General features: G+C 62.1%; 21 protein-coding genes and 1 riboswitch. Of the genes, 13 read left to right on the plus strand and 8 right to left on the minus strand.

What is annotated here, in order from left to right:
* Positions 1 to 50 precede the first annotated feature (50 nt).
* The gene (locus KTR60_RS22465) at positions 51 to 596 is read right to left on the minus strand and encodes a CGNR zinc finger domain-containing protein (RefSeq protein WP_065351313.1); all 546 of its coding nucleotides are present in this window, start codon (positions 594 to 596) and stop codon (positions 51 to 53) included.
* Between the two features lie 68 nt (positions 597 to 664).
* Here KTR60_RS22465 and KTR60_RS22470 point away from each other — a divergent pair, with 68 nt between their 5' ends.
* The 7 genes from KTR60_RS22470 to metE all read left to right on the plus strand — a co-directional run bounded on the left by KTR60_RS22470 (position 665) and on the right by metE (position 7983).
* The gene (locus KTR60_RS22470; RefSeq protein ID WP_416309246.1) at positions 665 to 1147 is read left to right on the plus strand and encodes an EamA family transporter; all 483 of its coding nucleotides are present in this window, start codon (positions 665 to 667) and stop codon (positions 1145 to 1147) included.
* Positions 1095 to 2051, plus strand: a complete 957-nt coding sequence (locus tag KTR60_RS22475; protein WP_003940598.1) for an ABC transporter ATP-binding protein — start codon at positions 1095 to 1097, stop codon at positions 2049 to 2051. Before KTR60_RS22470 ends, KTR60_RS22475 begins: the two co-directional genes overlap by 53 nt.
* Entirely contained in the window at positions 2051 to 2845 is a 795-nt protein-coding gene (locus tag KTR60_RS22480) for an ABC transporter permease (RefSeq protein WP_019745005.1), read from the plus strand. Before KTR60_RS22475 ends, KTR60_RS22480 begins: the two co-directional genes overlap by 1 nt.
* On the plus strand, positions 2846 to 3970 hold the full coding sequence (locus KTR60_RS22485; RefSeq protein ID WP_050654751.1) for a sensor histidine kinase: 1125 nt from the start codon (positions 2846 to 2848) through the stop codon (positions 3968 to 3970).
* Positions 3967 to 4596, plus strand: a complete 630-nt coding sequence (locus tag KTR60_RS22490) for a response regulator transcription factor (RefSeq protein ID WP_003940330.1) — start codon at positions 3967 to 3969, stop codon at positions 4594 to 4596. Before KTR60_RS22485 ends, KTR60_RS22490 begins: the two co-directional genes overlap by 4 nt.
* Positions 4597 to 4815: 219 nt before the next feature.
* The gene (locus tag KTR60_RS22495; RefSeq protein ID WP_003940179.1) at positions 4816 to 5253 is read left to right on the plus strand and encodes a helix-turn-helix domain-containing protein; all 438 of its coding nucleotides are present in this window, start codon (positions 4816 to 4818) and stop codon (positions 5251 to 5253) included.
* Positions 5254 to 5358: 105 nt separating this feature from the next.
* Positions 5359 to 5560, plus strand: a riboswitch (cobalamin riboswitch).
* Positions 5561 to 5718: 158 nt separating this feature from the next.
* Complete coding sequence (gene metE, locus KTR60_RS22500) at positions 5719 to 7983, plus strand: 5-methyltetrahydropteroyltriglutamate--homocysteine S-methyltransferase (protein WP_228401276.1); 2265 nt, start codon at positions 5719 to 5721, stop codon at positions 7981 to 7983.
* Between the two features lie 58 nt (positions 7984 to 8041).
* Here the strand turns inward: metE and KTR60_RS22505 are convergent, their stop codons facing one another.
* Together KTR60_RS22505 and KTR60_RS22510 are read right to left on the minus strand one after the other, a co-directional pair.
* Complete coding sequence (locus KTR60_RS22505; RefSeq protein WP_007733602.1) at positions 8042 to 9640, minus strand: ABC transporter substrate-binding protein; 1599 nt, start codon at positions 9638 to 9640, stop codon at positions 8042 to 8044.
* Between the two features lie 173 nt (positions 9641 to 9813).
* Positions 9814 to 10428 carry a TetR/AcrR family transcriptional regulator gene (locus KTR60_RS22510; protein WP_003939912.1) on the minus strand — a complete coding sequence of 205 codons (615 nt, stop codon included), beginning with the start codon at positions 10426 to 10428 and terminating at the stop codon, positions 9814 to 9816.
* 104 nt (positions 10429 to 10532) lie between these two features.
* On the opposite strand from KTR60_RS22510, the gene KTR60_RS22515 reads away from it, so the two are divergent.
* From KTR60_RS22515 to KTR60_RS22535, 5 genes are all read left to right on the plus strand, one after another.
* The gene (locus KTR60_RS22515) at positions 10533 to 11084 is read left to right on the plus strand and encodes a MarR family winged helix-turn-helix transcriptional regulator (protein ID WP_007733603.1); all 552 of its coding nucleotides are present in this window, start codon (positions 10533 to 10535) and stop codon (positions 11082 to 11084) included.
* Between the two features lie 108 nt (positions 11085 to 11192).
* Positions 11193 to 12392 (plus strand): homogentisate 1,2-dioxygenase, encoded by a 1200-nt coding sequence (locus tag KTR60_RS22520; RefSeq protein ID WP_065351316.1) that lies wholly within the window; start codon positions 11193 to 11195, stop codon positions 12390 to 12392.
* A complete protein-coding gene (locus KTR60_RS22525; RefSeq protein ID WP_030535303.1) occupies positions 12389 to 13258 on the plus strand; it encodes a hypothetical protein in 870 nt (289 codons plus the stop codon). The genes KTR60_RS22520 and KTR60_RS22525 overlap by 4 nt, the downstream gene beginning before the upstream one ends.
* Positions 13255 to 14445, plus strand: coding sequence for a fumarylacetoacetase (gene fahA / locus KTR60_RS22530; RefSeq protein ID WP_228401277.1), 1191 nt, complete (start codon positions 13255 to 13257; stop codon positions 14443 to 14445). Before KTR60_RS22525 ends, fahA begins: the two co-directional genes overlap by 4 nt.
* A gap of 176 nt (positions 14446 to 14621) precedes the next feature.
* Positions 14622 to 16514, plus strand: coding sequence for an FAD/NAD(P)-binding protein (locus KTR60_RS22535; protein WP_228401278.1), 1893 nt, complete (start codon positions 14622 to 14624; stop codon positions 16512 to 16514).
* 52 nt (positions 16515 to 16566) lie between these two features.
* Here KTR60_RS22535 and KTR60_RS22540 read toward each other — a convergent pair whose 3' ends face one another.
* From KTR60_RS22540 to KTR60_RS22555, 4 genes are all read right to left on the minus strand, one after another.
* On the minus strand, positions 16567 to 18990 hold the full coding sequence (locus tag KTR60_RS22540; protein ID WP_030535300.1) for an ATP-dependent Clp protease ATP-binding subunit: 2424 nt from the start codon (positions 18988 to 18990) through the stop codon (positions 16567 to 16569).
* A gap of 114 nt (positions 18991 to 19104) precedes the next feature.
* Positions 19105 to 19620 (minus strand): hypothetical protein, encoded by a 516-nt coding sequence (locus tag KTR60_RS22545; RefSeq protein ID WP_065351318.1) that lies wholly within the window; start codon positions 19618 to 19620, stop codon positions 19105 to 19107.
* A 12-nt stretch (positions 19621 to 19632) separates the two neighbouring features.
* Positions 19633 to 20832, minus strand: a complete 1200-nt coding sequence (locus tag KTR60_RS22550; RefSeq protein WP_083197582.1) for an MFS transporter — start codon at positions 20830 to 20832, stop codon at positions 19633 to 19635.
* A complete protein-coding gene (locus KTR60_RS22555) occupies positions 20829 to 21731 on the minus strand; it encodes an NAD(P)-dependent oxidoreductase (protein ID WP_228401279.1) in 903 nt (300 codons plus the stop codon). The genes KTR60_RS22550 and KTR60_RS22555 overlap by 4 nt, the downstream gene beginning before the upstream one ends.
* A gap of 102 nt (positions 21732 to 21833) precedes the next feature.
* Between KTR60_RS22555 and KTR60_RS22560 the strand changes: the two genes are divergently transcribed.
* Entirely contained in the window at positions 21834 to 22418 is a 585-nt protein-coding gene (locus KTR60_RS22560) for a CGNR zinc finger domain-containing protein (protein WP_065351320.1), read from the plus strand.
* Here the strand turns inward: KTR60_RS22560 and KTR60_RS22565 are convergent.
* Positions 22415 to 23044, minus strand: coding sequence for a TMEM175 family protein (locus KTR60_RS22565; protein WP_065351321.1), 630 nt, complete (start codon positions 23042 to 23044; stop codon positions 22415 to 22417). The two genes, KTR60_RS22560 and KTR60_RS22565, sit on opposite strands and share 4 nt — an antisense overlap.
* Between the last annotated feature and the right edge of the window lie 160 nt (positions 23045 to 23204).

The raw sequence follows: 23204 nt of genomic DNA on the forward strand, positions 1-23204 counted from the left end.
CCGACAAGGTATTCACTCAGCCTGGTTCTATCCCTCCGAACGCCGCTTGGTCACGCCCCGGATTTACGGGCACGATAGGCGGCGACGTGCGCCCTGTTCCCACAGTTCCCGGTGTCGCAGTATCGCTTCGAACGATTGCGCGACAAATCCACGAAGACCGCTTCGCAGTCCGGGGACTCGCACCATCGCAACCTCGAGAATTCGTCGGTTCGGATCAGATCGAGCACACCCATCGCCGCTTCTGCGGCCATCCGGTCCACCAGTGGCGAATCGTCAGCGGTGACGTGCAGGTGCCAGCCGAGATCATCGTGCCTGGTGAGCCGCGGCCTCGCGCCCGATTCGAGTAGCAGTGTGTTCACCACCTCGACGGCGTCGTCCACTCCCGCGGCTTCCCAGAACTTTCGCAGTCGTGGACGCAGCGCACGAACCGCCGTCAATTCCTCCGGTGTGCCGTCCCGCCTGCCGGTCCAGCGATCCGCGTCGAGAAACCGTGTCAGCTCCTCTTGATCCGGAAGCAGTTCGGCCCCGCCGCGGGCCGTGTTGACCAACGACGCGGCGAAGACGAGCGCCGATTCCGTGTCACCAGCAAAATGCACTTTGACTCCTGAGCCGTATCAACCTAATGTCAGCATCGTAATCGCTTTTACTCCTGACGGGTGACGACGTGAACTCTCGCAACGGCTTGATCTTCGCTCTGCTGTCCGCGGCAACGTTCGGCGTATCGGGCCCGTTCGCGAAATCTCTCATCGAATCAGGGTGGTCCCCCGGCGGCGCAGTGTTCGCGCGCGTTGCCGGCGGCGCACTGGTGATGATGGTGATCGCCGTAGCCACCCAATGGCCTCGCCTACGACAGGTGAGCACCCACACGCGAACGGTACTGCTGTACGGGGTGTTCGCGATCTCGGGCGTTCAACTGTGCTTCTTCAATGCCGTGCAACATCTTTCGGTCGGCGTCGCATTGCTTCTCGAGTACCTTGCACCGATCATCGTCATCGGGTGGGTGTGGATAACCAAGGGCGCGCGTGACAAATGTCATGGCAGAAGAATGACGGACGGACGAGGGATCACGACCTCGAAGCGAGCAGATTCTATGTATGACCTCAACACAGGCACGGCATTCACCACAGGCACTGCACACACTCACTGAAGGATCGGCACACGACGCCGTCCGGTTGACCGGACTTCGCAAGAGTTTCGGAACCGTCGACGCCGTCAAAGGTATCGACCTGAGCATCCGCCCCGGCGAGATCGTCGCGTTCCTCGGCCCGAACGGCGCAGGCAAGACGACAACCATCGACATGATCCTCGGCCTGTCCCGGCCGACGTCAGGCGAGGTGAGCGTCTTCGGAATGTCACCTCGATCGGCTATTGCCCGCGGACTCGTCTCGGCAGTCATGCAGACCGGCGGACTACTGAAAGAGCTGACGGTTGCCGAGACTGTGCAGCTGACCGCCAGCCTGTACTCCCAATCCCGTCCGGTCGACGAAGTGCTGGGGAGAGCCGGAATCCTCGACATCTCCGATCGCCTGGTCAGCAAATGCTCAGGCGGACAACAACAGCGGTTGCGATTTGCGATGGCGTTGCTGTCGAACCCGCAATTGCTCATTCTCGACGAGCCCACCACCGGCATGGACGTCGAAGGGCGTCGGGACTTTTGGTCCGCCATCCGCGCCGACGCAGATCACGGTCGCACTGTGCTTTTTGCGACGCACTACCTCGAAGAGGCCGATGTCTACGCCGACCGCATCATCCTGGTCAGGCAAGGCACCGTGGTCGCAGACGGGACCACCGCCGAGGTCAAGGCGATGGCGTCCGGACGCACCCTGCGCGCGACTGTTCCAGGCATCACCGACGAACTCCTGCGAGCCATACCGAACTCCGACGCCGTCGAGGTGCGCGGTGAGTCGCTGCTCGTGCACTCGGGTGACACCGATGCCGTTGCACGATTCCTGTTGACCAATACGCAGGCTCGCGATCTCGAAATCGTCTCGCGTGGCCTCGAAGACGCATTCATCGCACTCACGTCGAACAACTCCGAAGGACAGAAGTGATGACCACTGCAACCGAAGCGAACACTTACGGAGCCGAGCGAACCGTCGTACCTCTCGGCGGATTCAACACGACGCTACTGCGACTGGAATTTCGTCGCCTGACTCGCAACCGGCGCACGATGATCTTCACGCTCGTCATGCCGGTTGTCTTCTTCCTCGTCTTCGGTCTCGGTCAAGGCGACGACGACCACGGGATCGGGCACGGCAATGTCGCCGCGTACATCATGATCAGCATGGCCCTGTACGGCGCGATGCTGGCCACCACCAGCGGCGGCGCGATGGTCTCGATCGAACGAGCGTCCGGGTGGAGCCGACAACTTCGGCTGACTCCCCTGACCCCGGTCGCCTACATCGCCGTCAAACTGATCATGGCGATGCTGCTCGGTCTCGTCTCGATTCTCGTGGTCTACGTCGTCGGCGCGTTCACCTCGGCGCAGATGGACGGATCACTCTGGTTCACAACGGCATTGATCGCCTGGCTGGGATCGTCGATCTTCGCGGCCTTCGGCCTGTTCATGGGGTACCTACTCCCCAGTGAGAACGTCATGCAGTTGCTCGGACCGGGACTGGCTCTGCTCGCATTCGGCGGCGGACTCTTCGTACCACTCACCGACGGTTCCGTATGGGCGACCATCGCACAGTTCACCCCGATGTTCGGCATCAACGCCCTCGCCCACGCACCGTTGACGGGCAATAGCATTCACTGGACCTGGATCGTCAATATCCTGGTGTGGTTCGCCATCTTCGCCGGCGGAGCGATCTGGCGGTTCCAACGAGATACGGAGCGTGTGTAGTTGTCGCAAACGACTGACCGAGAAGATTCCGTCGCGCTCCCGCGGCGGAATCGTTTCGGCGTTCTCTTCGCGGCGGTCTGGATGGTATTTCTCGGCGGGCCGCTGATCGAGGGATGGAATCTGCGCGACGAACTGCGCGGCTGGACAGGGATTCTCGCGACGGTCGCCTTCAGTGCGCTCTATCTCTACACGTTCGCCACAACGCAGCAGCGGCGTCGAATGACAATGACTCGGCCGACGATTCGCGAAGCTGCACTGGCTTTGGCCGCCTTGACCGCGTTGGCCGCCGTGATGATCGTGAGCGTCGGGCCGACAGGTTTGGCAGCAGCACCGTACCTCGCGGTGACAGCGGTGACACTGTTGCCGACCGTCGCCGGCGGCATTCTCGCCTTGGTGTTCGCGGCCTCCGTGGAGATAGTCAGCCTCTCGTCCGGATGGGGGAACTACTCCGGACTCTCACTCGGAGTCTGCGCGGCCGCGTTCGCGACCTGGGGAATCATGTCCCTGATCAGCCGCAACTTCGCCATACTCCATGAACGCGAAGAGCAGGAGCAGCGGGCAATCATGGAGGAGCGAACGAGGATGGCGCGCGATCTGCACGACATCCTCGGGCACTCGCTGACCGTCATCACGATCAAAGCCGAACTGGCCAATCGCCTACTCGATGTCGATATCGAACGTGCACGCAGCGAACTCGACGACCTCGAAAGACTTTCTCGTGACGCGTTGGCAGACGTGCGCTCGGCCGTCGAAGGATTTCGTGGGATTTCGCTACCCGTCGAGATAGCCCGAGCGCGAGAGGCTTTGCGTGCGGCAGGTATCGAAGACGACGTGCCGAGCAGCACCGACATGGTTCCCACGCGTCTTCGGGAACTCTTTGCATGGACGATCCGTGAGGGCGTCACCAACGTCGTTCGACACAGCGGTGCGACCCACTGCCGGATCACGGTCGACGAGAATAGTGCGTCGGTCGTCGACGACGGACGAGGGGCCGAGTCGACGTCTTCCGGAAACGGTCTGATCGGATTGCGCGAGCGCGCCGGAGCGTCGGGCGCACGAGTGATCATCACTCATCCCCAGCCGCAGGGGTTTGCACTTCAGGTAGTCGAACAGGAGACAGAGTGAACAGCCAGGGCGATCGAGCAACCATACGGCTGCTCTTGGCGGACGATCAGGCGCTCGTGCGAGGAGCTTTGGCCGCGCTGCTCGATCTGGAATCCGACCTGTCCGTGGTGGCCGAGGTCGGTCGCGGCGACGAGGTGGTGTCCGCCGTTCTCGAACACCGCCCGGACGTCGCGCTTCTGGACGTCGAGATGCCCGGCATGGACGGAATCGCCGCGACGGCGGCCCTTCGCGAGGCAGCGCCCGACACCCGGGTTCTGATCGTCACCACGTTCGGCCGTCCCGGATTTCTTCGTAAAGCCCTGCACGCCGGGGCCGGCGGGTTCGTCGTCAAGGACACCCCCGCCAGGCAGCTTGCCGACGCGGTCAGGCGTGTCCACGCCGGACTGCGCGTCGTCGATCCCACCCTTGCGGCCGACAGCCTCGTCAGCGGCGAGTCGCCCCTGACGGAGCGTGAGACCCAAGTACTGCGCGCCGCTCACGACGGCGCACCCGTGGCAGCCATCGCAGGGGCGCTCTTCCTGTCTGCCGGGACAGTTCGAAATCATCTGTCATCCGCGATGGGTAAGACGGGTGCGTCGACGCGCGCGGAAGCCGTCAGAATCGCCGAGTCGAACGGCTGGCTCTGATCCGCGCGTCTGGAATAGCCTTCCCCGGCAAATAGTTCGCCGTTCGATTCGTGATGGCGATTTGTCCAGATCACTCAAAGTAGGGACCTTCTACCCTAGGGATTTTCCCTGCAAACGACCGCTTCGCGAGAATCCGAAACAGCTAATCGTTCGATACCTGGCTATGATGCAGTTAATTGAACCGACGGAGCCTGTGCGTAGCGGGGGAAGGGACGTCTCATGTCGAACCAGTTCAACGATCGCTTGAACTCGCTGTTCGAGACTGCCGACTTTCACGTCACCAACGCGATGGTCGTTCGCGGCATGACCGAGTTCGGCTGCCGTATCTCGACGCCGTACCTGTCGCAACTGCGCACCGGCGTCCGAACCAATCCGTCACCCGAAGTGGTTGCCGCCCTCGCCCACTTCTTCAAGGTCCATCCGGACTACTTCTACGCCCCGTCCGATCACACTCCGCCCGCGATCTCAGGTGGCGAGGCAGACCTCTCCCTCCTCGAACAGCTGCACAACGTGCGCCTGCGGAACCTCACCTCCCGTGTCGTCGACCTCTCACCGTCTTCACAGGATCTGCTTGTCGAAATGGCGGAGAATCTACGTTCCTCCGAAAATCTTCCGCGCGTACCACCGGACTCGAATTCCTACATGTCACGCGCATAGCGCCCTTCGCCGACTCTCCTTGACTGTTCAGGGAGGGTTGGCCTTATGCTGGTCGATGCAGCTGGTTCGCCCGGCACGGTCATGAGGAGCCCCGAAGACCGGTCCCGGCGTCGAAGCTCCGTCAGCGCAAGCTGTCGGGGTGAGAGGGAACCCGGTGAAAATCCGGGACTGTCCCGCAGCGGTAAGCAGGAACGACCGCCGTTCATGTGCACTGGGCATCCGCCTGGGAAGCGACGGCCAGTAGGTTCGATCCAACTCGATCGAGTGCCCGCGAGTCCGAAGACCTGCCGACTGTGTCGGGCACGCCGTGCCCGACGGTCCACCGCCTCGTGGAATGGGCGTGTAGATCTCCATCGGACCTCGCGTGCGGTGCGGGCAGTGCTGCCCGCTGAAACTCGGGGTCTCGTGAGGTATACCCGTCTGCCGGCAGTGGCCATCAGTGCATTGGCAATCTGGAGAAACTCCGTGACAACAACATTCACTTCGACCGTGCTGGGCTCACCGCGCATCGGTCCTCATCGAGAACTCAAGCGGGCAACCGAAAGCTACTGGGCAGGGCGCATCGACGCCGACGCCCTGCAGGCTGTCGCCCGTGACCTCCGTCGGCAGGGCTTGGCCGACCTCCGTGACCTGGGCCTCGACTCCGTCCCGGTCAATACCTTCTCCTTCTACGACCAGATGCTCGACACCGCAGTTCTTCTCGGCGCGCTGCCCGACCGCGTCGCGTCGGTCGCCGATCCGTTGGACCGCTACTTTGCCGCTGCCCGTGGGACGGACACCATCGCGCCGCTCGAAATGACGAAGTGGTTCGACACCAACTACCACTACCTGGTGCCGGAGATCTCGCCGTCCACCACGTTCGCACTCGACCCGTCCAAGGTCTTGTCCGAACTGGCAGAAGCACTTTCCGACGGCATTGCAGCCCGCCCGGTCGTCATCGGACCGGTCACCTTCCTGCTGCTCTCGAAGGCTGTCGGCACCGACGAGCCGCTGCTCTCGCGACTCGACGAACTACTCCCCCTCTACGCGGATCTACTCGGTCAGCTCGCGAAGGCCGGTGCGAGCTGGGTTCAGCTCGACGAACCGGCCCTCGTGGGCGATCGCACCGACGAGGAAATCGAAGCGGCACGCGCTGCGTACGAACAGCTTTCAGCGCTGTCCGAGCGGCCGTCGATCCTGTTGGCGTCGTACTTCGGTTCGCTGCGTGAGGCGCTGCCCGCGCTTGCGTCCACCGGCGTCGAAGGATTTGCCGTCGACCTGGTGGCCGGTCAGGATTCGATCGGCTCCGTCCCCGAACTCGCCCGCAAACTGGTCGTCGCCGGTGTGGTCGACGGACGAAACATCTGGCGGTCGGATCTGGATTCGGCACTGAGCACGTTGGGTGCTCTGTTGGGCAGCGTGGATACTCTTGCCGTCTCCACATCGTGCTCCCTGCTGCATGTTCCGTACACTCTCGACGCAGAGGCCGATGTCGACAAGGCCCTGCGCTCGTGGCTCGCGTTCGGCACCGAGAAGGTCAAGGAAGTAGTAACTCTCGCAACCGCTCTCACACAGGGCCGAGAGTCGGTGGAGGACGAGTTCGCTCTGGCACGAGCGGCCGCGTCGACCCGCAAGGACGATCGCAGACTCAATGATGCGAGTGTTCGGGGACGCCTGGCCGCCGTGCTGAACTCGGCGACCGGTCGCGCGCCCGCCGCCGAACGTCGCGCTGCCCAGGACGAACTGCTTTCTCTGCCGCCGCTGCCCACGACGACTATCGGTTCGTACCCGCAAACCTCGAAGATCCGCATCGCTCGCGCAGCACTGCGCACGGGCGAGATCGACGAAGCCGAGTACGTCAACCGTATGCGCGCCGAAGTTGCCGAAGTTGTTGCGCTCCAGGAAAAGCTGGACCTGGACGTTCTTGTTCACGGTGAGCCGGAACGCAACGACATGGTCCAGTACTTCGCGGAGCAGTTGGACGGATTCTTCGCCACCGCCAACGGTTGGGTCCAGTCGTACGGCACCCGCTGCGTGCGTCCGCCGATTCTGTACGGCGACGTCTCCCGCCCGAAACAGATGACCGTCGACTGGATCACGTACGCGCAGTCCCTGACCGACAAGCCGGTCAAGGGCATGCTCACCGGACCCGTCACCATTCTGGCCTGGTCGTTCGTCCGCGACGACCAACCCCTCGCCGACTCGGCAAATCAAGTCGCACTGGCCATTCGAGACGAGACCGTCGACCTGCAGGCCGCCGGAATCGGAATCATCCAGGTCGACGAACCGGCTCTACGAGAACTACTCCCACTGCGTGCCGAGGATCAGCGCGCCTACCTGGACTGGTCGGTCGGCGCCTTCCGGTTGGCTACCTCGGGCGTCGCGGATTCCACCGCGATCCACACGCACCTGTGCTACTCCGAGTTCGGAGCGGTGATCGGCGCCATCGCCGGCCTCGACGCGGACGTCACGTCCATCGAGACGGCGCGCTCACACATGGAGGTCCTCGACGATCTCAGTTCGGTCGGGTTCGACCTCGGCGTCGGCCCGGGTGTCTACGACATCCACTCGCCGCGGGTGCCGAGCGTCGACGAGATTGCCGAATCCCTGCGTGAGGCACTCAAAGCTGTTCCTGTCGAGCGGTTGTGGGTCAACCCGGACTGCGGTTTGAAGACCCGCGGTTCCGTCGAGGTCGAGGCGTCACTGCGTAACCTCGTCGAAGCCGCGAAGTTGGTACGAGCGGAGCTATAGGGGCAAAGCCCCTGTGCGCCTTTTTGGTAGTGGGCACTACCAAAAAGGCGCACGGGGGTCAGCTCAACCACGTATTGCCGAAGAGCAGAATCCCGTCCGCACTCGGGGTCACTCCGTGCACGTTCTCGCGCCACGGAATGAAGACCTTGCCGGAGTTGACCACGGCCATCGGCGCCGTCTCGTTGACCACGGTCTGAATATCGTCGATGACGGCTCGCCGCTCATCCTCGCCCGACGCTGTTTGCAGCTTACCGAGCAACTCGTCCATCCGAGCGTTCTTGTAACCGAGGATGTTCGACGGCGATTCGCTGAACAGGTTGCCGTACATACGCACGAACGGTGACTCTTCCAGCACGTTGAACGCGAAGTAGGACACGTCGTAGTCATGCTTTGCGTACAGCATGGAAATCAGATCGTTGATGCTGGTTGCGTAGGTGATGTCGACCGTGAAACCCACTGCCTGCAAGAGCGACTGAAACGTCAGTGCGCTGCGCTGCGTCGCCGGATCGTTCATCCCGACGTACGTCAGTTTTCCGTCGTAACCGTCCGCCTTCGCCTCGGCGAGATACTTCTTGGCCGCCTCGGGGTCGAAGCCGTTCCCGGCCACCGATCCGTGCCACTGCGACCACGACGCGAACATGTCGGTGCCGGGTTCGCCGAAGCCGCCCTGAACTCGCTCGTTGAACGTATTCGGGTCCACCGCAGCGACAATCGCCTTACGCACGCGCTCGTCCTTCGCTGCCCGATCGTCGCGCTGATTGATTGCCAGAACTCCGGCCATGCTGGCCGAGTACACAAATCCGGGATCACCGGCTTCGAAAGCCTCGTGAATGAAGTCGGGAGACTTCAGATAGGCAACCTGGATTCCGTCGGTGTGCAATCCTTCCAGTTTGCTCTTCTCGTTGACGATTGCGGGAAAGCGCAACTTCTCGAGGTACGGCGCCCCGTCCCAGTACGTCGGACGGGCAGCGAGCACCAATTCGTCCTGGGAGGCGAACTTCTCGACGGTGAACGGGCCTGCCCCGATCGGGGTGAACGTGCCGGTAGCCATCGACGAGGGCGCGACGATCATGCCGGGACCGGTGGTGAACATGATCGGGAACTCGTCCCACGGCTGCGCCAATGTAAAGACGACCGTACTCGGATCCGGTGAATTCGTCTCGCGCACAGCGGTCTTCCACACCAGCGCGTGAGTTCCCTTCTTCTGCAGATAGTGATCGATGCTCCACAGGACTGCCGCACTGTCCATCGGAGTGCCGTCGCTGAAGGTGACGCCGTCGCGCAATTTCAGTGTCCACACCGTGTTGTCGCCGTTGGCCGACAAGGACTGCGCCAAGTGGGGGACGTATTCGCCCGCCGCCGTATCGAAGCGCATGAGAAGGTCGTAGATGGCTGCCATTTCGCTACCACCGGTAGCGCCGCCGTCCTGACGGTCAGCCGGATCGAGACTGCTGATCCCGTTGTAGGTGGCAAACGACACGGTGCCACCCGATCGCGGCTCTCCCCCGTTGTTCTGGTCACCGACAACTCCGACCGTCACGTCCGATGCATCCGTGGTCGTACCTTGGCTGCTACCGGCGCACCCCGTCACCACCAGCGTCGCCGACGCCAGGACAACCATCCAGATTCGAGCGCGGACTCGGTACGAGCGCTTCATTGCGACTCACTTTCACAGTTCACGGATACGTCGATCCCTGGATCGGACACCCGACATATTTGTAAGTGAATTCTAGGTAAGGTCTCGTCCTGCGTCTTCGTTTTCACAAAGCCGAAGCGATAATTCGCGTTCATGACAGCAGAAACAAGAACTGAATTCTAGGTTGCAACCGTTCAGCGAATTACCAGTCCGATGACGTCTTCGACGTTCCGCTGGGCCTCTGCGAATCCGATCCGGCCACTGGTCCACAGCGCAAGGGCCGTCAACATCGTGCCGCCTATTGCCACGGCCGCAACCCTCGCCGTCTCGGCCGGGACGCCGTCCATCAACTCGAACAGCATTCTCCGATGTGCCGCTGCGCGCAGATCCAACGACTCGATCACGAACTGATCCGAGGACGAATGGAGTTCGATCTCCAACCGAGCGAAGTAGGGCCTACGCTCGAATGCCTTCATCTCGCGGCGATGAAGTGCCAGAACCCGCTCGTACGCGTTGTTCTCACCACCGTCTGCCCGCAACTTCTCAGGACGACGGACCGATTCGAGACCGCTCCACGCCGTCATCGCCGCAGCCAGAAGTTGCTGTTTGGTCGGAAAGTAGCGATACAGCGTTCCGAGTGCGACGCCTGAACGCTCCGAGACGTCTTTCATCTGGATTCGATCCGACGGCATCTCGGCCAGCATCTCGACCACCGCCGTGGTCAGTCGTCCTCTCCGCTCGAGTTGCCCCACCGACATGAGGTCGACGTCCAAGGGAAACTCGTCGCTGCGCGCAGTCACGCGCGTCACGATAGTTCAGAATCCTGACCGCAGTGCCGGGTTGCGAAGTTTCATCGTAACCCCGAGATCTAATACACGGATTAATCAACTGCAGATCGCGCTAGGGTTAGTCCATGACTGACCGGACAACCGATGACCAGCCAACCGTCGGCGTGCTGAACTTCTGGTCGTTCATCGAACTGGCCAACAAGCGACTGGCCACCGAACACGGCTTTCGCGACCAGCTGGCCACCGAGGTACTACTGACACTCAATCGGGCTTCCAACGTGGTCACCTACGATCTCGAGTCGTCGATCCACCGCCCTCGCGGCTGGTCATGGTCCTCCTTCAGGCTGTTGTTCGTCACCTGGCTGGCCGGTCCGATCGAGCCGAAGGCTGCCGCCGAGCTCACCGGCATGAGTAGGGCAGCGGTCTCCAATCTGTCCAAGTCGCTGCTGGCAGACGGATTGATCGATCGTCGGCCCACCGAGAACGACGGCCGTTCCGTCCAGCTGTACCTGACCGCCAAGGGCCGAGAAGCCATGGTCGAAGCCTTTCGCGAGCAGAACGAACGCGAACACGCCTGGGTAAGCGTCCTGAGCGAGGCCGAACAGCGAATTCTTGTCATGCTCCTGGACAAACTGATCACCAACCGCAGCCAGTTCGACGTACGCGGACGTAACTGACATAGACCCGAACCCCTTGGAGGGTTGCGCTCATCACATCATTTTAGTTAATGTGTTTACTATCTGGTGGAGGTGAGCCAGGCAGAACAGCACAGAAGGAGCCCCGTCATGGCGTTCTATCGACAACTCGGCAACATCCCACCGAAGCGTCACACCCAACACCGTGACGAGTCCGGCAACCTCTACTACGAAGAGCTGATGGGAGAGGAAGGTTTCTCCTCGGATTCTTCGTTGCTGTACCACCGCGAGATCCCGTCGGCCATCGTCGACGCAACGGTCTGGGAACTGCGCGATCAGAGCACAACCCCCAACCATCCCCTCAAACCGCGCCATCTGAAACTCCACACGCTGTTTCCCGAAAGCACCTGGAACGAGACCGACGTGGTAACCGGCCGTCGTCTCATCCTCGGAAATGCCGACGTGCGATTGTCCTACGTCGTTGCGGCAGCGCCATCTCCCCTGTATCGCAACGCAATCGGCGACGAGATGGTCTACATCGAATCTGGCGAGGCGACCGTCGAGACCGTCTTCGGTGCACTCGAGGCCAGTGAAGGTGACTACGTCCTGATCCCGATGTCCACAACGCATCGATGGATCCCCAAGGGTGACAAGCCACTTCGTGCCTACGCCATCGAGGCGAACAGTCACATCGTCCCGCCCAAGCGCTATCTTTCCCGCTTCGGCCAGCTGCTCGAGAACGCACCGTTCTGTGAACGAGACCTGCACGGACCGATCGCGCCCATGATCGCCGAAGGAACCGACGTCGAGGTACTGGTCAAGCACCGAACGTCGGCGGGCATCGTCGGCACCCGAATGGTTTATCCCACGCACCCTTTCGATGTCGTCGGCTGGGACGGCTGCCTGTACCCGTACACCTTCAACATCTCCGACTACGAGCCGATCACGGGCCGTGTTCACCAACCGCCGCCGGCCCACCAGGCGTTCGAGGGAAACAACTTCGTGATCTGCAACTTCGTTCCGCGCAAGGTCGACTACCACCCCCTGTCGATCCCGGTGCCGTACTACCACTCGAACGTCGACTCGGACGAGATCATGTTCTACTGCGGCGGTGACTACGAGGCGCGCAAGGGTTCCGGCATCGGTCAGGGTTCGATATCGATTCATCCCGGCGGCCACGCCCACGGACCACAACCCGGCGCCTACGAGCGGAGCATCGGCGCCGAGTTCTTCGACGAGCTCGCCGTGATGGTCGATACGTTCCGGCCCCTCGAATTGGGTGAGGGAGCCCTTGCCAGCGAGGACGAAGCGTACGCCTGGAGTTGGGCAGGGCGGGGGCCTCGGCAATGACGATCATCTCCCCACTCCTGCGCGGCCTGTGCGACGACGCAGCACTTTTCCCACCCGGCAATGCTCCTCTCGCCGAAGCAATTCCGGCCCACGCCGCCTACCTGCAGGCAGATTACGACGCACTGGTCGGGCCTTTCGTTTTTCCCGCGCCGCGACTGAGCGAACTGGCTGCGTACGTTTCAGCGGACAGCCCGGTGACGCTGAGTCTGACCGTGCCGGCCGGCCCATCCGAAACGGCGGCCGCACTCTCGAACGCGCTCGCCATCCCTGGTGTTCACGTCGCCGCCGTCGAGGTGGGAATTCCTGACGGGTTGGACGCCGATGCGGCCTTCGAGGAACTCTCTCGTGTCCATGCCGCTCATCCCGACGTCGACATTTTTGTCGAGGTGCCTCGAGGTGATCGGCGCGCGGGCTATCTCACAGCTCTCGAAACTGCCGGGCATTCCGCAAAGTTTCGCACCGGCGGGATTGTCGCCGAGGCGTACCCGAACGAGGAAGAGCTCGCCGATGCGGTGATATCCGTTGTCCGAGCCAATATCCCGTTCAAGGCGACTGCGGGACTGCACCACGGCGTGCGCAACACCGATCCGGAAACAGGCTTCGAGCAACACGGCTTCCTCAACATCATGGTGGCCGTCGACGCGGCGAGGCGGGGCGCCGATCGTTCGGAAATTGTTGCTGCACTGTCTCAGCGCGATGGAAAATCGATCGCGCAAGCCCTGGCCGACCTCACCGAGGACGAGGCCGGCGAGGTGCGTCGCCGATTCCTCTCGTTCGGTACCTGCAGCATCTCGGACCCTCTGACCGAGCTGGAAGGCCTCGGGTTGATCGTCCGCTCCGACAAAACCGAAGGAACTCTCGTATGACTGTCACGACCATCGACATTCCCGCCGACTCACTGTTCGGTCTCGACAATCTGCCGTATGGGGTCTTCTCCCCCGCGGGAGGGTTACCGCGTGTCGGTGTGCGCGTCGCCGAATCGGTGGTCGATCTCGCAGCGACACTGGGTGATTCCGTCTTCTCCGAACCGACTCTGAACGCGTTCATGGCTCAGGGACGAGATCAGTGGGTATCGGTGCGAAACCGGATCACGGAGCTCGTGACTAGCGAAATAGACTCGAATGCAGTGTTTTCCGTTGATTCGGTGACAATGCATTTGCCGATCGCAGTGGCCGATTACGTCGACTTCTACGCCTCGGAGAATCACGCAACCAACCTCGGGCGGTTGTTCCGCCCGGACGCCGCCCCCTTGATGCCGAACTGGAAGCATCTTCCCGTCGGATACCACGGGCGCTCGAGCACCATCGTCGTCTCCGGCACCGACATCGTTCGTCCCTGCGGACAGCGGAAGGCACCCGATCAGGAAAGCCCGGACTTCGGACCGTCCCGGCGCCTCGACATCGAAGCCGAGATGGGGTTCATCGTCGGAACTCCCTCGAAGATAGGCGATTCCATCACCCCGGACGAATTTGCCGAGCACGTCTTCGGCGCCGTCGTCGTGAACGACTGGTCTGCCCGAGACATCCAGGCGTGGGAGTACGTGCCCCTCGGTCCGAACCTGGGGAAGAGTTTCGCGACCTCCATCTCACCGTGGGTCGTACCCTTGCTCGCTCTCGAAGCAGCCCGAATCGACACTCCGGTGCAGGATCCCGAACCGCTTTCCTATCTGCGTGGTGAAGAGAAGTGGGGGCTGGACATCGACCTGGCCGTCGAATGGAACGGTCACGTCGTCTCCCGGCCGCCCTACGCCCAGATGTACTGGTCGCCTGCGCAGATGCTCGCGCACACCACCATCAACGGCGCAGCAGCGAGCACCGGCGATCTCTTCGCGTCCGGAACCATTTCCGGACCGGACAAAGATCAGCGCGGCGCCTTCATCGAGCTGACGTGGGGCGGCAAGGAACCCGTAGCTGTGGGCTCCGAGACCCGTACCTTTCTCGAAGACGGCGACACCATCGCCATCTCAGCCACCGCTCCCGGCGTCGGCGGATCACGAATCGGCTTCGGGGATGTTCACGCTCGGATCCTGCCTGCAACGCAAACCGAAAGATAGTGATTGACAACTGTTTGATTCACGCTGATCTGATGTCCGGAATTCCTTGCCTCACGATTCTCCGAAGATAAGCTGGACTAACCATCCAGAGCGATCGAGAGTCCTGGCTCCGTGACGTCGCAGCAACCCCCTCTGCTGAGGTGCGGGTGCTTTCTGCCAGGTCCGATGGAGGACTCGTGCCAGGCGATCGACCCCGTACCTCAGTGGGGACAGCAGCTGTCATCGTGATCGTGGGCGGTGGACCCCGCGGGACCGGCGTACTCGAGCGGATCCTCGCTCACGAATCGGTGAACGCCGATCCCACACCGATCGACATTCACGTTGTCGACCCGTATCCGCCAGGCGCCGGCCGTATTTGGCGAGGCAGCCAGGCGCCGCTTCTGTGGATGAATTCGACAACCGCGGACGTCACGATGTTCACCGACGAGACCACCGCCGTGATCGGCCCGGTGCTGCCGGGTCCGACCCTCGCGGAATGGGTCGCCGAGCGCTCGGCTGAGCTTGCCGAATTCCCAGAAATCGCAGCAGAAGTTCCGACGATCACCCCGTCGTCGTTTGCATCGAGGTCACTGCAGAGCCGATACCTGAACTGGGTGTTCGAGACTGCAGTCGACTCCGCGCCAGCGCACGTCGACGTTCGAGTTCATCGACGATCCGTGGTCGACATCGTGAACGTCGGCGAGACACAGACGGTTCATCTGGACGACGGAGCTGTCATCGACGCGACGACCGTCCTTCTCGCACAAGGGCACCCCGATGCGTTGCCTGCCCCACGTGAAACCGCGCTGACCAGCTTCGCGTCCGATCACGGGTTGACGTATGTGGGTCCGGGCTACACTGCCGATCTCGACGCCGATGTCATTCCCGAAGGCGAACCGGTTCTGATCGCCGGACTCGGGCTCGCTTTCATCGACTGGATGGTTCTCCTCGCCGAGAGCCGTGGCGGCATCTTCGAACGCGGTGAAGACGGCGTCCTCACTTACGCTCCCTCGGGTCGGGAACCCCTGTTGTATGCCGGATCTCGTCGCGGAGTGCCGTATCATTCCAAGATTTCGTACTCGATCGCTGACGCGCGGCCACCGCTACCGCGGTTCTTCACCGCTGATCTCGTTCCCGGCGACGGACCGTTGGATTTCCGAAACGACATCTGGCCCTTGGCGTCGAAAGAACTGGCAGGCGCCCACTATTACGAGCTGTTTGCATCTCACCCGGATCGGACAGTGGGCACCTGGGAGGAGTTCGACGCCGAATTCGCCTCGCTGGCTTGGGGATCGCCTCGATTGCAGGAACTGGTCGAGAACGCAGTCCCGAAGCCGGAAGACCGTATCGATCTCGAGCGGCTGAACCGCCCACTCGGCGGTGAGCGCTACGACGGGCTTGCCGAGGTCCAGTCCCGGATCACCGAATACATCTCGGCGGATGTCGCGCGGAGGTCGGACCCGTATTTCAGCGCCGACGCGGCTGTCTTCTCAGCGCTGCTGTCGACGTACATGACCGTCGGAGAATTGTTGCGGCGCGGCAGAATCCCGGCCGAATCCGTCGCCAAGGACGTCGAGGGTTGGCTTCATTCGTTCTTCAGCTTCATCGCCAGTGGTCCGCCGCCCGAGCGTTTGGAACAGTTGATCGCCCTCAACGAGGCGGGCATCGTCCAGTTCCTCGGGCCGGATTCGGTGTTCTCCACCGAGATCGACCCGGCAACGGGGGCTGGGATCTTTGTCGCGCGCAGTGCGTCGCACACCGACATCGTGGCCGCGAACACCCTCGTCGAAGCACGCTTGCCGGTTGCTTCCATCAGCGCGAGCGGTGACTTGCTCCTGCAGACGCTTCACGGTCGGGGCGAGGCAGTCGAACTTCGTGCGACCGTGGACAGTTCGGCGAAGCTCGCCGTCGACGGCACGTCACGAATTCTCGACCGGAACAACACAGCTCATCCTCGCCGCTTCGCGGCCGGGCCGTGGGTTGCAGGCCACAACTGGTCGGCGGCTTTCCCTCGTCCCCGTACCAATGCGGGGTTTTTCCGGCACAACGACGCCCTGGCGGCGGAGATTTTGGGCGCTGCGCGCCTGTGAGCGATTAGGGAGTCCAGAGACTCCCTAACCGCTCACGGGGGCTGTGCCCCTCCTAGCTGAACACCAACTCACCCTCGTCAACCGCGACGGTGATACTGCCGCCCTCTTCGAGGAGATCGTCGAGCAGCATGTCGGCGATCTTGTCGTCGACCACACGCTGAATCGAACGACGCAACGGGCGAGCCCCGAACTCGGGTTGATGCCCGTGCTCGGCAATCCAGTCCACTGCGTCGGCAGTGAACTCGATCTCGATGCCCTTGGACTGCAGCCGCTTCCGGCTGTCGTCGAGCAGCAGATCAGTAATCCGGTGTAGTTGCTCGGTGTCGAGCTTGCGGAAGATCACGATCTCGTCGATACGGTTGAGGAACTCCGGCCGCATCGATTCGCGCAACCTGGCCATCACGCGGTCGCGCAGTGGCTTCTCCGCCGACTCTGCATCGCCTGTGGTGAAGCCGAGTCCACCGGACTTGCTCGAGATGATGTCCGAGCCGAGGTTGCTGGTCATGATCACGACGGTGTTCTTGAAGTCCACCGTCCGACCCTGACCGTCGGTCAGACGCCCGTCGTCGAGCACCTGGAGCAAGGTGTTGAACACGTCCGGGTGTGCCTTCTCGATCTCGTCGAGCAGGATCACCGAGTACGGGTTACGACGCACCTGTTCCGTGAGCTGTCCGGCCTCGCCGTAGCCGACGTATCCGGGAGGAGCACCGACCAATCGGCTGACCGTGTGCCTCTCACCGAACTCACTCATGTCGAAGCGCAGCATCTTGTTCTCGTCTCCGAAGAGTGTGGCAGCCAGAGCTTTTGCGAGCTCCGTCTTGCCGACGCCAGTGGGTCCGAGGAACAGGAAGCTACCGACGGGACGATCCGGATCGCTCATACCGGTCCGGCTACGACGCACGGCACGCGCGATGGCGCGAACGGCGTCATCTTGCCCGATGACACGACCGTGCAGTTCCTCTTCCAGACGGCGCAGGCGATCTTTCTCTGCCTGAGTCATCTGGCTTGCCGGAATACCCGTTGCGCGAGCGACAACTTCGGCGATTTGTTCAGCGGTCACGTCCGGCGTTTCCTCGGAAGGAACCGAGGATCCTGCCTTCTCGAGACGCTTTGCGACGCCGTTGATCTCGTCGCGCAGGGTCGACGCCTTCTCGTACAACTCGTCGGCGACGGCTTTTTCCTTGTCGCTCTCGAGCTGCTCGAGACGCTGCTGCAGCGCAGCGGTGTCTACCGTGGCCGTCTTCAAGCGAAGCCTGGCGCCGGCCTGGTCGATCAGGTCGATTGCCTTGTCCGGCAAGAACCTGTCGCCGATGTAACGTGCCGACAGCTCTACCGCAGCGGTGATCGCCTCGTCGGTGTAATGGACCTTGTGGTGATCCTCGTACCGACTGCGCAGGCCGCTCAAGATGGCGATCGCGTCCTCGATCGACGGCTCTCCGACCTGTACGGGCTGGAAGCGCCGCTCGAGCGCTGGATCCTTCTCGATGTTCTTACGGTATTCGTCGAGCGTGGTGGCGCCGACGATGTGCAGTTCACCGCGAGCGAGCTTGGGCTTGAGGATGTTTCCGGCATCCATCGCACCTTCGGCGCCGCCTCCGGCACCGGCGATGGTGTGCATCTCGTCGATGAAGACGATCAGCTCGTCCTTGTGTGCGGTGATCTCGTCGATCACCTTGGTCAGCCGTTCCTCGAAGTCTCCGCGGTAACGGGTACCCGAGACCATGCTCGAGAGTTCGAGCTGGACGATCTTCTTGCCCACCAACGATTCCGGAACATCCCCGTCGACGATTCGCTGGGCCAGTCCTTCGACGATGGCAGTCTTGCCGACGCCGGCCTCACCCACCAGGACCGGGTTGTTCTTGGTGCGGCGGGAGAGGATCTCGATGGTCTGTTCGATCTCGTCGGCGCGGCCGATCACCGGATCGACGCCGCCGTTGCGGGCGCGATCGGTGAGATCGATGCCGTACTTGTCGAGCGTCGGTGTGGTGGACTCGTCTTCGACTGGACCGGCTGCAGGGTTCTGAACCGCTGCCTGCAGCTTCTCCGGCGTGATGCCGGCCGAAGCGAGCAGACGACCCGGAACATGATCGGGGTCACCGGCCAGGGCGATGAAGAGATGTTCGGGGTCGATGTACGTCGATCCCAGGGCTCGGGCCAGTTGATGAGCCTCGAGTAGTGCAGTTTTGACGGCACTGCTGAGCGCAGGAGCAGAGTAGGCCCCCTGCTCACGGCCTTGTGGCAGCCGCAGGTCGACGGCGTCGACCACGGATTTCGGGTCGGCTCCGGCGCGCTGCATGAGCGTGCGGACCGGATCCTGCTCCGCCATGACGCGGAGAACGTGCAGTGCATCGAGATCCGAATCACCGCGAGCAGCCGCTACACGTGCAGCGTCAGCCATGAGTTGCTGGGTGGCCCTGCTCATGAGCCGGGAAATATCGATGCGACCGGGACCCTCGGGCCCGAAGAATGCTGGCATTCCGAAGCCTCCTTGCAGAAAGTTGAGCGTTACTGACTCAATTAACGTGCATGGGGCTCGATCAATTCCCGCGGCCTCAGATTTGTTTCAACACCTTCGGGCCACAGATCGTTCTCAACTACCGAAGGATCCGGTAGATCGACCGACCGGGTACGCCTCGACGTGCATGATCACCGATCCCTCGCAGGGACCACTCGAGATGTCGGTACGCCACGAACCTTTCAGACTGCCATCGGGCTGAGGTGTGTAATACGCCTCGGAGTGCGCCGGTGCCCACACCTTGGGCACGCCCTCCCCCTGGTAGCAATCCCACTCCCAGTCATAGGGGTGCACCCAACTGGTTCCGTCCCAGGTGTATCGAGCAGGCTGCGGCAACGTCGGATTGGCGGGAGCCGGACCGCCGACCACTGTGGCGATACAGACTCCGCTCGAGCAATCCGTCTCGAACGTGTAGGTATCGGAGAAATCCGGCTCCCACTGGCTGGCGGCCAGACTTGTGCCCGTCTTGGTCGCGGCGAAACGCTTGAGCGAGTAATCACCTGACCAATTCGCATCCGCAGCCCCCGCGGGCATCGCTCCGGCGACAAACCACGTAGCAACGAGAGCAACCACCAACAATGACTTCCGCATGCGTGAAGTGAATCACAAGCTATGTCCGAATTGTCGGATACTGACCACAAGAACACCGACGACGATCAGCACCAGCGAAACCAACGGCAATGCTCCCGCACCCCTGTCCGCCAAGATCAGCCCGCCTACGACGCCGCCCGCTGCGATCGCCGAATTGAAGATCGTCACGAAAACCGATTGCGCAGTGTCCACAGCGTCGCCCGTCGTATCCGCGAGCGCCGCTTGAAGGAGAGTGGGAGCGCCTCCGAATGCCACACCCCACGCCGCAACGCTGAGTGCAATCACAGCGAAGCTGTCACCGCCGACGCCCAACGCCGTCAAAGCTGCGGCAAAGACCACCAAGCTCAGCACGGTGAGACTTCGAAGGGCCCGATCGACGAACACCCCGACCACACCGATGCCCACGAAGGCGAAAAGTCCGAACACGAACAAGACGATTCCCAACCGATCGCCGAAACCGATGCGATCCAGAAACGCCGCCAGATACGTGTACACGATGTTGTGCGCGAGGATCCACAAGAACGCGACAAACAGAATCGGTCGTACGCCAGGCAGGACCAGGACTTTCCGCACCGGCAGCTGCCGATCCGCTTGTTGCCCGGGAAAGTCCGGCATCACCGTGAGTATCCACGCGACCAGAAGTAGCGCAACAACCGACATCACGGCGAAGACGACGCGCCAATCGGCCAGGGTCCCGAGCCACGCCCCCATCGGAACGCCGATTGCCAACGCGATCGGCTGTCCGACGGAGGCAACCGCAACGGCCCGCCCCTGCAGGTGAGGGGGCGACATCCTGCGTGCGTACCCGGCAAGCAACCCCCACACCACACCTGCCGCCATACCGGCCAGAAACCGAACACCCAAGGTGAGAACAAGATTCGACGAAAGCGCTGTCACCAGATTGAAGACACCGAACCCCAGAATCGCCGACACCAGGACAGCACGCCGTCGCAATCCTCGGGTCAATGCGATCAGTGGTACCGCCCCGACGACGGAACCCAATGCGTATGCGGTGACCAATTGCCCTGCGCCGGAGACTGATACGGACAACCCTGACCCGATCTGCACCAGTAGTCCGGCCGGCATGGTTTCGGTTGTGATCGCTATGAAGCCTGCCATTGCGAGTGCCGACAACCCGGCCAGCGGTAGTGTCCGGACGGAATCGGTCTCCGCCAGTGCCGAAGTCGCCGTCCCGTCCGAGTTCGAGCTCACCTTGTCGGTGTTTCGGGACTGCCTTCACCCGACTGGCCGGAACGGACCAGTTCTGCAATAGACGCCCAGTCCATCTCGCCCTGACCGTTCGCCAGAGCCTGAGCGAGCACGCCTCGAAGTACGCCACCGAACGGCAAATCCAGATCGACGCTGCCGGCGGCGTCGAGCGCAAGCCTCAAATCCTTGAGGCCCAGAGCTGTGGTGAATCCTGCAGGCTCGTACTGACGCGTCGCGACGAGGTTTCCGCAGCTGGAGTAGACCGGCCCCGGGAAGATCGTCGAGGTCAGCAGTTCTACGAGTTGGCTTCCGTCCACACCGGACCTCTCCCCCAATGTGATTGCCTCGCCCAAGGATTGAATCGCGGCGAGGATGAGGTAATTGCCGATGATCTTGACGATGTTGGCCTGCTCCGGACGCTCACCTTGTGGCCACGTGCGAGCACCGATGACGTCGAGAAAGGGCTGCACTCGCTCGAGGAGGGAACTGTCGCCGGCGGCGATGATGTTCAACTGACCAGACTGAGCAACAGAAACGCGCCCGAACACCGGCGCCGCGATGTACCCGATCCCGTACTCGGCGTGCAGTGCGGCGGCGCGCTTGGCAAGGTCGACGCTGACGGTGGCCATGTTGACGTGCACGGTTCCACTCGGAACGGATGCGAGGACGGCGGGATCCAGAATGGCCGAAGACACGGCCGAATCATCTGCCAACATCGACAGCACAACACCGGACTGGAATGCCTCGGCAACGGTTTTCGCGCCGATCGCCCCTTCCTCGACCAGTTCGGCTACCGCTTCAGGGCTGCGATTCCACACCGTCACGTCGAAGCCTGCGCCCAGTAGATTTCGAGCGATGGGACGACCCATCGCGCCCAAGCCGACTACGGAAACAGAAGTCATGGATTTCCCTCTCGAAAATGTTGAACCATCTAAGACGGTTCAACACTCTCACACAGGTACAGTTGCTGTCGAACCGGTTGAGATGGTTCGCCACGAAGGAGGATGAAAGTGAACGAAGCAGGAGCTGATCAATCCGCTCGGGACGTGTTTCGACTCGACAACGACACGCTCGCCTTCCGCTTCACCGCCACCCTCACCAATCGGAACGGCTCGAGGTTCGAACGACTCACGAGCCCGCAGCGACTCGAATTATGGTTACGCGCCAACGATCTGATGGACGCCCCCGCAACCGCGACAGAAGACGACCTCCGCGGCGCGCAGGATTTACGTGAGGCCATTCATCGCATCGGAACCGCCGTGTGCGAGAACCGCCGTGCCTCACGCACCGATGTCGGGATCGTCAACACCGCATCCGAGCTCGGTGATGCCCACCTCGTCCTCGAGAGTGGCCGGGCCCTCTGGAAATCAGCCGGAAACAATCCGATCCGCGACGCTTTGTCGATAGTGGCTGCCGACGCGATCGCGGTGCTCGGTGGAGCCGACCGGGACCGCGTCAAAGCCTGCCAGGGCGACGGGTGCACCGGCCTCTACCTCGACACCAGTCGCGGCAACAACCGACGCTGGTGCTCGATGAACATCTGCGGAAACAAAGCCAAGAAATCCGCGATGACCGCTCGCGCCGACTAGCTCATCTCACGCTCGCCGCCAGTCGATTTCGCCGCCACTCGTTTCCACAGCTTCTCGATCGGCGTCGACAGCAGGAGAAGAAACAGCGGGAAGTACGACGTCACAGGAACGAGCACACTGACGAGCAGCGCCACCACCATGATCAGGAAGGTGACGATTTCAGCGGTGAAATGCGGCTTCGCATTCTCTTCACTCAACGACGGGTTGCGAACCAGACCCCACGCGACCACCGCCAGGCACGCAGCACTGGCTGCCATTGTCCCGATGTAGAGAGCCCTGGTTCCGAGATCCTGCGACGGCGCCGCAACGAGCGCTGTCGGGAAGGGCAGGAACACGATGGTCATCACCCACAACCCCAGTCCGCGAACGACCACCTTGTCTCCGTCGACCACAAAACGAAGCAGCCGATGCTGCGACCACCAGAGCCGGAAGATCACCAGAAAGCTCAGGGCGAACGAGTAGAACTGCGCAGCGTGATCGCGCAGCAGTTCCGACGTGGTGCCGTGGTGGTCACTGGTGAGTTCGACCAGCGGCAGTACGAGCAGCGTGATCGCAATGGCGACAATCGCGTCGATGAAAGTGACGTAGCGCTCGAAGTAGCGGGTGCGTTCCGCAATCTCAGCCATTGCGGAAGCATAAGCCTCACAACAGGAAACAGACCGGCGACGCCACTTTACGGAAGCACGTATCCGGAAACATACAATTAACGAATCAAATTCGTTAGATCTCTTGACCGTGGCGGAGCCCATCCCCATACTTAACGAATCACATTCATTAAGTGACTCG

It is taken from the genome of Rhodococcus sp. C1 (assembly GCF_020809065.1).
GTDB lineage: Bacteria > Actinomycetota > Actinomycetes > Mycobacteriales > Mycobacteriaceae > Rhodococcus_F > Rhodococcus_F qingshengii.